The sequence below is a fragment of the Bifidobacterium sp. genome, from assembly GCF_051876855.1.
GTDB lineage: Bacteria > Actinomycetota > Actinomycetes > Actinomycetales > Bifidobacteriaceae > Bifidobacterium.
The window spans coordinates 1-7,779 of the sequence record NZ_JBJEIH010000077.1; the positions used below are offsets into that span (position 1 = coordinate 1).

Annotated in this window: 6 protein-coding genes; 1 reads left to right on the forward strand and 5 read right to left on the reverse strand. The window is 59.1% G+C overall.

What is annotated here, in order from left to right; genetic code table 11:
• Positions 1-209 precede the first annotated feature (209 nt).
• Complete coding sequence (locus tag ACI38B_RS04920) at positions 210-917, reverse strand: response regulator transcription factor (RefSeq protein ID WP_439729776.1); 708 nt, start codon at positions 915-917, stop codon at positions 210-212.
• A gap of 43 nt (positions 918-960) precedes the next feature.
• Complete coding sequence (locus ACI38B_RS04925) at positions 961-2,424, reverse strand: sensor histidine kinase (RefSeq protein ID WP_439729777.1); 1,464 nt, start codon at positions 2,422-2,424, stop codon at positions 961-963.
• Positions 2,425-2,853: 429 nt separating this feature from the next.
• Between ACI38B_RS04925 and ACI38B_RS04930 the strand changes: the two genes are divergently transcribed.
• Positions 2,854-3,753, forward strand: coding sequence for a DUF5067 domain-containing protein (locus ACI38B_RS04930; protein ID WP_273304093.1), 900 nt, complete (start codon positions 2,854-2,856; stop codon positions 3,751-3,753).
• Between the two features lie 583 nt (positions 3,754-4,336).
• Here ACI38B_RS04930 and ACI38B_RS04935 read toward each other — a convergent pair.
• From ACI38B_RS04935 to ACI38B_RS04945, 3 genes are all read right to left on the reverse strand, one after another.
• A complete protein-coding gene (locus tag ACI38B_RS04935) occupies positions 4,337-5,089 on the reverse strand; it encodes an ABC transporter ATP-binding protein (RefSeq protein ID WP_404441170.1) in 753 nt (250 codons plus the stop codon).
• A gap of 67 nt (positions 5,090-5,156) precedes the next feature.
• On the reverse strand, positions 5,157-7,349 hold the full coding sequence (locus tag ACI38B_RS04940) for a hypothetical protein (protein WP_439729778.1): 2,193 nt from the start codon (positions 7,347-7,349) through the stop codon (positions 5,157-5,159).
• Between the two features lie 155 nt (positions 7,350-7,504).
• Positions 7,505-7,779, reverse strand: a 275-nt coding sequence (locus ACI38B_RS04945) for an ATP-binding protein (protein ID WP_439729779.1), incomplete at its 5' end; no start/stop codon positions are given.

A 7,779-nucleotide genomic window follows, 5' to 3' on the forward strand; every position in this document is an offset into this window, starting at 1 on the left:
CGCGGCATGTCTGACCCCCGCCGGCACGTGGATCGCCGGCTCTATCAGCGCTCGTATGGGAGCCAATCTGTTCGCTATCTATCTGTGCGTGATTTGCGTGCGTTCTGTCTGGACCGCCGTGAAGGTGACCCCCGCCTTGGCAAAGCGCCTCCCGCACTGCGAATCCTGGCGTTGATAGCGGTGCCACAGACGACGTTTGCCCTCCACGCTTACCGTCCGGCCCGCTCCACCAGCCTCGCCAGCTGCACCCGGTTCATGCTCAAGCGTTCGCTGGCGCTGGACAAATGCGCTTTTACTGTGCGTTCGGATATGAACATCCGTTCGGCGATTTCCTGATTGCTCATGCCTTGCGCTGCTAGGATTACGGTTTCCCGCTCCCGCTCGGGCAAGCTGTCGAGCATGCGTTTCGCTTCGTCTTCGCGGGCGTTGAACCGTGCGCTCGCCATATCGTCCAGTAACTGGCGTTGCGCGGCCTGATTGAATTGCGGCTCGCCCAGACATACGGCGATGATGCGTTCGATGATGGTTTGCGGTGCGTCGGTTTTTGAAATGAAGCCTTCCGCACCCATTTCCACGGCGCGTTCCACCGTGCGTTGCGGGCTGAGCGAGGTGAGGATCAATACGTGCGTGCCCGGGCTGACGCGTCGCACGCGGTCGGTGGCTTCGATCCCGTCCATGGCGGGCATGTCGATGTCCATAAGGACGACGTCTGGATGGTCGCGTTCGGTGGCGGCAACGGCCTGCATGCCGTCTGCGCACGTGTCGAGGACGCGGATTCGACCGCGGGAATAGTCCTGCAGGATCAACGCCATGGTCTGGCAAATCATGGGGTCGTCGTCGGCGATGACCACGGTGATCGGGGCATCGTCGCCCTCCGCCGTATCATCAGGTTGTTCGATCTTCTCTTGCGTCCGCACGGCTCCATGATACCGGAGATGCTGATGCCGGCGATTTTGCCGTTCAGTGTGCGATGTCTGTTACTGGGGGGTCTGCCTCGGATGCCTGTTGCCGGGCATCTGCCGAGGGAAGCGCCACATCAAGGTGGAAGATGCCGCGCTGGTCGGTTCCCCATGTACACGTACCGCCGGATGCCACCACGCGTTGGCGGATGCCGCGCAAGCCGTTGCCGCCTGCTGGTGTGCTGCCCGGCTCGTTGCCGGCTGTGTTTTCGATGCCAGTGCCGTTCGCGTTCCCGTTCCTGTTGTCGGTGGCATCTCCCTGCGCCTGCATGCCGGTCGGATTGCTGATATGCACGCCGATGCCGCGTTCGGCAGAGCAGGTGACCTCCAGCTCGATGGGCTGTCCGGGGGCGTGCCGTCGCGCATTGGTGAGTCCCTCTTGGACTGTGCGGTAGGCGATTTTCGCGATATCCGGGTGGATGGTGCCCATGTCCTGGATGTCGATCCAAGTGTCGATGTGCGTGCCCGCAGCTTTCGCGTCAGCAATCAGGCCGCTTAACGATTCGCGTGACAGCGACGTAGTATCGTCCGGGCCAAGCGTTTGCCGGGCTTTGTTCGGATTGCGCAGCAAATCGATGATGCTGTGTGCTTCGTCCAACGCCCCCGCCGCCTGCTTGCGGATATCTTCGGCGCGTTGCGCTATGTCGTGTAGTTGCTGGTCGGTGATATTGCCGGTTTCGAGCGTCCCGCATTGCACTTGCAGGGCAGAGGCGTTGACCGCTATGAGCGACAGGCTGTGCGCGAGCGTGTCATGCGCCTCCGTGGCGATGGCGTCCGCCAGTTGCTGATCAGCAAGGTCGGATTGCAGCATCTGCGCGCGATCCTGCTGTTGTGCTGCCTGCCGTTGGGCTCGCCGCGCGCGTGAAGTGTTGCGGTTCGCCACGCCGACAATTACCGCGATGGCGATGGATATCACGGCGAGAAGCAAGCCTGACCACAGCATGCTCGGTTGGCTCGCCGCGTGGACGACGTGTCCTTGATCGTTGGTGCTGGACAACATGGTGCCGATGATGGAGTATTCGGCTGGCATCAAGGCATCGCGCAGACGGGAGATGACGGTTGCCGCGCTGCTGAGCGCGATGAGCCCGTAGATGCGGCGGTCCGGGTCGCGACGAGCAATCAGCGCGCTTTGTGCCATAAGTGTGGTGAGCGGGCTGATTGGCAGGCAGATGGTTATTATCGCGGTGATCAGGCAAACGAATTCCGGTTTCTCGTCGCGGTTGCGCAGCAGGAAGGGTAGTGCGGCGCCGGCGACCAAGCCAATCAACGACCAGAACATGCCGATATCGTTGTGCCATGCGGACATGCCTTCGTAGATGAACGCCGGTTGCACGATTCCGCAGGCAATCGCGCATGCGAGCATCACCGTTGTGATGGTGATGCGGCGGGTTTTCCCGTTGCCCGATGCACCGGTATCGGTTCTTCCGGCTTGCTGGCGAGGCGTCGTGTACGGGTGTTGCAACATATACGATTGCGCTGGTTGCGGTTGCTGAGGCTGAGGCTGCGCCGGTTGCGCTGGTTGCTGAAACCGCCGGGGTTGCTGTGTTGCGTACGGCTGCCGGTACTGGTATGCACCTTGGAACGTGCCCTGTGATGGGCCGCCGCCGTAACCATATGGTGATTGATGCCCGACTGGTGCGGATGGCATAGCACGAGGTGTCTGAGGGGTTCCTGCTGTCCCCAATGACCCGATGGTCCCCGCACCCATCTGCTTGTCGGGTTCGCCGCCCGGATACCCTCCTGCTTCGCTCATGCCGTCCACTGTACTCAGTGAATTGTCGCGCCGCCATTGTCCTTTCGGGCATATCGGCACGGCCTGTCGTACACTTTCCGCTTCTCTTCCCAGCCCGTAGCGTGGGGATTGTCCTGATCGGAAGAGAAAAGCGAGGATGACATGGACGACAACCAACAGTATGGGACTCAGCCGTACGGCAGCCCTCAGACCGTATACTCACCGCAGCCGCAAGCTGCACCCACGATGCCGGCGACTCCCGGGACGCTCCCGCCGAACACCGTGTACCCGCAGCCTGTGCCAGGCGGCGACCCGGATGATGACGTCCCGCGCAAGCTGAGTGCCAGCGCGGTCGCAGGTCTGGTCCTTGGCATTATTGGCATCATCTTCAGTTTCATTCCGATTATCAACAATGTCGCGTTCATTCTTGGCATCATCGGTTTGGTGTTCGGCATTATCGGTTTGGTCGCGACCAAGCGGGGTGGCAAGCGTCGCGGCAGGGGACTTGCGATTGCCGCGGTCATCCTGACGGTTCTCGCGATGGTGATCACACTGGTGATGCAGCAGGCGACAGGCAAGGCGCTCGATGATGCGCTCGGCACGTCTTCCACCACATCCCAGTCCGCCTCGTCCGGCGCGAAGAAGGACAGCGGTGATTCATCTTCCTCCGCGGCGGCGTCTGGGGCGCAGGATACCGAGGGTGATCTTGGCAAGCTTCATGTCAAGATTGTGTCTGCCGCCAAGTCCGGGGCCGACTATAACGGCCAGCCGACCGTGCTGGTGACCTACGAGTGGACGAATAACACCGACAAGAACCAAGTGTTCTCGGTGGCAACGTCGGCGAAGGCTTTCCAAAACGGCAAGGAGCTTGACATGGCGATCTATACGGAAGCGCCGGCTGGCTATGATTCCAACGCCAGCCTTCAGGAGATTCAGCCCGGTGCCACTCAGCAGGTGAGCGTTGGCTACGTGCTCCAGGATGATTCTCCGGTGGATGTTGAAGTGAGTGGCACCCTTGACTTCTCGGGCGCCAAGGTCTCGCACACCTACCAGCTGCAGTAGGGGATGCGGCGCGGTTCCTGAATGCGGTTCAGGGCTGTGCGGTCGACGATCTGTCGGCTGCGCAGCCCCGAGCTTGTTTGTGCGTGAGATTGTGTGTGAGGATTCGCTCACACAGTGGGCTGCTGGGACTTGGGATTGCTGATATGGCGTCGCCTGATAGCCCTCATGCGAGGATTGGCTCACAGACTGGACGCGTCGCCAGTGCCAAACTGCCAATCTGACGGCTAGGGGTGGTCACTGTGTGAGGATTGACTCACACAATGGCATGCTGACGCTGCCGGGCGAAAGAGCCTGACTCCTCAGAGGGCGGGTATGTGAGGATTGACTCACAATGTGGCCCCCAAGGCGGCTGCGGCAGTCTGATTTGGTGTCGTCAAGCGTGGTTGTGCGAGGATGCGCTCACACAGTGGGCGCCTGCGCGTCCCGGGCTACGGTTTCGGAGGCTGTCGGTCGCGGCCGTGTGAGGATTCGCTCACAAACTGGCGGGCGGAACACGCAATTCAGTCATTCCGCCCGCCTGACAGCCTGTTGTGTGAGCCAATCCTTGCACGCCGACCTGCCAAAGGTTGGCTCACGCCGCCCCCTACTTAGGGTTTGCGATTGCGTTACACATCTGCGCCGCACCGGTTCCAGCAATCTCTCGGACCGCCTCCAGCGTGGTTCTGCCTGACGCCTCCCGTGCGAGGCACAGTCGCCTGTCGCAGCGCTGGGCGATTGTTTCGTCGTGCGTGACAACAACCAAGGTCTTCCCGAAATCGCGTTGGAGTTGCAGCATCTGGCTGAACATGTCATGGGCAAGATGTGGATCAAGGGCTCCTGTTGGTTCATCTGCGAGAATCAGGTCTCCGGGCTTGAGCATGCATCGGGCGAGAGCAACGCGTTGTTGTTCGCCGCCGGAAAGTGTCATGACACGGTCGTTGATAACTTGTCCCAAGCCGAGTCGTTGAAGCAGATTTACAGCGTTGTCGCGCTTATCTTCTGTACTGCCTGGCGCATATTTCAATCCGAGTAGCACATTGTCCAATGCGGTGATATCGGTGATGAGGGCGTAGGACTGGAACAGGTAGTTGATGCGGTTGCGACGCATACGGGTCGCTGCGGCGGAATTCATGCCGGGATATGCGTAGCCCTCAAAGCAGATGCGACCTGTTGTCGGCTCGTCCAGTAGTCCAATCATGTTGAGCAGTGTCGATTTTCCCGAGCCTGATGGGCCGGTAATCGCTAGGCTCTCCCCACATGCCACGGATGCCGTGACATGTTCCAGCACGGTTCGGTTCGCGAAGGTTTTGGAGACGTCCTGGATGTCCACTATGGGCTGCCCGATTTGTGTCGTCATGATGATGCCTTTCGGATGATGATTCGGATGATGGGTCATGCTTTCGGCGGCAAGGTACGTAGGCGCATTATTCCTGCGCGATCATGGTGGCCAGTTCCTTGGTTGCGATTCGTCGCGCGTCCGACAGGAGGATGACGGTCTGGAGTACTGCTAGAAGCGCGGTGAATGCGAATGCCGCCGTGGAATGAATGAAAGCCGCGATGGCGATGGACATCGTCGATACCAGCACGACGGTGATGAACGTGGGCGCAAAGATGCTGACCAGCGGGTATCCGAGCAGCCGTTTGACCGCGATACGGGTACGGTACGTGGCCGCGAAAATCCGGCACATCGCTATGGACAGCACCAGTTCGAGCGCTGCGAGGAACGCCATGGCCAAACCGAAGAACTGAATGGTCTGGGTTGCGGTCTTCGTCAGGCCGGCGATGAAATCATCGACCGGAATATACTGCGGATTGTTGTCTTCCAGATGATATTGCGCAAAATACCGTCGGGTCGTATATCGTTGCGCGGCCGGCTCGCTGAGCTTGATCATGCTGTTGTCCAGACCAACGGCGCTGAGATTCTCTCCCTCGAATGGTGTCATGTTTTCGGGGGTGCATACGAGTATGACCGGGTCGGTTGTCCAATTGGGCAATGTACCGTCGGTATTCCACGTGAACAGTTTGACGGACGGATGATAGGTCACGAAACTGATATCGCGATGCTTCATGTACGACGTGACAATCGATCCTTTCCACTCGGCGTTGTGCTCGCTATCCAGCCTCTGGTATGTTTCCATGGCTGTGCGCTGCCGGGCGGTCCACGTGTCAGGTATGAGGAAGATGCGCTCGCCGCGTTTTGCCCGGTCCGTAACCCCCTGGGGGATAGCAAACCCTTGATCAGTCAGATAGTTTGGGGATGCGTCGAGCTGCCAGAACGGTTGTTCCGGAGCGGCATGGTAGATGGTTTTCCACGATTGGAGATTGTCTTCGTTGTAATGCGTCATATTCGCGATATACACGCCTTGTTGGCCGGCGATGGAGGAATACCATTCGTAGGTTTCTTTGAAGTGCTCGCTTGATTGCCCGGTGAAACTGCTTTGGTTCGTTCCGGGCGTCTCATGGTACAGCAGCCGCATCGACCGATAGGGCGACCATGAGGCGCGTATCGCGCTGAGATGCTGGACTTCACGCATCGGGCTGTCCATGGCGGTGCCGCCGGCTACTAACGCGCCCGATGAGCAGCAATACAGGATGACAAGCACGACGAGCAGCCCTCGCTTCGATATCCGGTTGCGGATGGCATCGACTGGATGAACGGTCAGGAATACGCATGATCCGAGGCAGGCTGCGAGAAGGGCAAGTGCGCATACGACAATGCCGCGTGTCAGGCAGTATGCGGTCAGCTGCCCTGAAATAGGGAACGATGTGACACCCCAGAACACGCATGCGGCGATAATCGGCAGCGTGACCAGTGACCATAGCAGCATTGGCTGGTATTCCATCCAGGCGTATCCGATGCGAGACCAGCCCAGCATGATGTGGATTCCCAGTGTACTGAATTGTTGGTAGGCGCCGAGAACCAGGATGACGGTGAGCAGTATGGTGGCGGCAGCGAGGAGGCATTCGGCGATGGTACGTTGGAGATTATCGGTGGTATCGGAGCCGTGAAGGGGCTGTTGCAGACGTTCGGTGCTGATTCCTGTCGCCGCACTCAGACTGGAGACGAGCGCATCATATTGTGATTGCGATAGTCCTATAATCCGGTATTCTCCGTTCACTGTGCCGGAGCGTTCCGTGAGTCTGTCCAGTTGCATGACGGTCACGCTGGTTCCGTATCGCACGTTGGGCAGGTCGGCGATCCTATCGGCGCGATTCTGGTCCAGCCCCAACGTTGCATGCTGTTCAGCACGAAGGAGCTTCGACAGTGTCGTTGCATCGAGCACGGTGCTCCCGAAAGCGGTGAGCCGCACATCATCGGGGTGCCTTTGGATATCCCCGAAGACACCGATGAGATACCCGCAAGCTGCTCCCTCATCATTGTCGGCGAGCTTGCTGTCCGCGCGAATAATGACCCCATGGGCGCCGGCGACCTTGGTTTTGAGCAGGTCGAGAGCGGAATCACTGTTCTCTTGCGCAATGTCCGTGAGGAATACGGATCGGCTCTGCTGCGGGTAATCGCTGATTATCCGGGAATACCGGTCGCTTAGCGTTGATAATGAAAGCATCGCGGTCGCCACGCTCATCAGCGTCAACAACAGCACTATGACGATGTTCATCCATCGTTGCATCGGTTTCTCCTCCGCCAGTTTTGATTACTGGCTGGAACGGTACCGATGAGCAACAGGCAAATCCATGTTCTGTCATTGTTCAATGACAGGCGCGCGATTGATTCGACGCGAGTTGCGCGGTCCAGCGCCAGGAACGAGATACATCAGTGGGGAGAAAGTACGAAAGTGGCACGCAACATCCAGACATCTTCGTCCGTTGCGTATGTCAATTTCCCGCCCATCGACTCGATAATGCGACGGTGCAATGCCAGCCCCCTGCCGGAGCGTGTGTCTCTGCCATTCCCGCCAGCCGTGTTCGTCTGTACTATGACCAGTTGGCCATGCTCGATCCGGTACCGAATGGAGAAATCGCCGCCGTTTGGACAATGGTGCTCGATATTCGCGAACAGTTCGATGGTGAACGATGCCAGTTCGTCGT

Excerpts from the sequence above, each read along its gene's own strand:
- ACI38B_RS04925 (WP_439729777.1), bottom strand. The coding sequence starts at position 2,424 with ATGTTGCAACACCCGTACACGACGCCTCGCCAGCAAGCCGGAAGAACC.
- ACI38B_RS04930 (WP_273304093.1), top strand. The coding sequence starts at position 2,854 with ATGGACGACAACCAACAGTATGGGACTCAGCCGTACGGCAGCCCTCAG.
- ACI38B_RS04935 (WP_404441170.1), bottom strand. The coding sequence starts at position 5,089 with ATGACGACACAAATCGGGCAGCCCATAGTGGACATCCAGGACGTCTCC.
- ACI38B_RS04940 (WP_439729778.1), bottom strand. The coding sequence starts at position 7,349 with ATGAACATCGTCATAGTGCTGTTGTTGACGCTGATGAGCGTGGCGACC.